At 50.3% G+C, this 453-nt stretch carries 1 protein-coding gene; it reads left to right on the top strand.

Annotated elements, in window-relative coordinates:
- Nucleotides 1-185 precede the first annotated feature (185 nt).
- Nucleotides 186-443 carry a hypothetical protein gene (locus tag HG542_RS36760; protein WP_137952642.1) on the top strand — a complete coding sequence of 86 codons (258 nt, stop codon included), beginning with the start codon at nt 186-188 and terminating at the stop codon, nt 441-443.
- Nucleotides 444-453: the final 10 nt, after the last annotated feature.

The raw sequence follows: 453 nt of genomic DNA, 5'->3' as shown, positions 1-453 counted from the left end.
TTTGCGTTCTGCCCAGGACAGGTGCGTCAGGCCGTGGCAGTGATGCCCCTTGCGGCGAAGGTTCTCAAACAGGTGATGGTGAATACCGGAGGGAACAAAAGGCAGGTCCCCGCAAAACGTCAAAACCGCGGCTCCCGAAACTCAACAGATGATGGGGGCTGAAAACATCAGATACAGGAGGAATTATGAGCGCATTTTCTTTTAACACCACTTATCAGCCAACAGGCGATCAGCAGAAAGACGCAATCGCACAAATCGGGATCATGCAGAATCGTGCTGTTCAGGCAAATCTTGCATATCAGAGCTGCCGGGATTCTGGTGCACTCTTTAAGGTGCTCCACCAGGTCAATAATGAGCTGCATGACTTACTGGATAGCCTGGAGAATCATACTCCTCTTGTCAGAAAAAACGCTGATGAGTTGATCGGGCACTGTTGCAAATAGTCGGTGGTGA

The sequence above is a fragment of the Streptomyces morookaense genome (assembly GCF_013030945.1).
GTDB lineage: Bacteria > Actinomycetota > Actinomycetes > Streptomycetales > Streptomycetaceae > Streptomyces > Streptomyces morookaensis.
Note: the sequence above shows the minus strand (reverse complement) of the source record. Positions and strands in the feature narration are given on the sequence as shown.

Coding starts and splice junctions, on each gene's coding strand:
- HG542_RS36760 (WP_137952642.1), top strand. CDS start 186: ATGAGCGCATTTTCTTTTAACACCACTTATCAGCCAACAGGCGATCAG.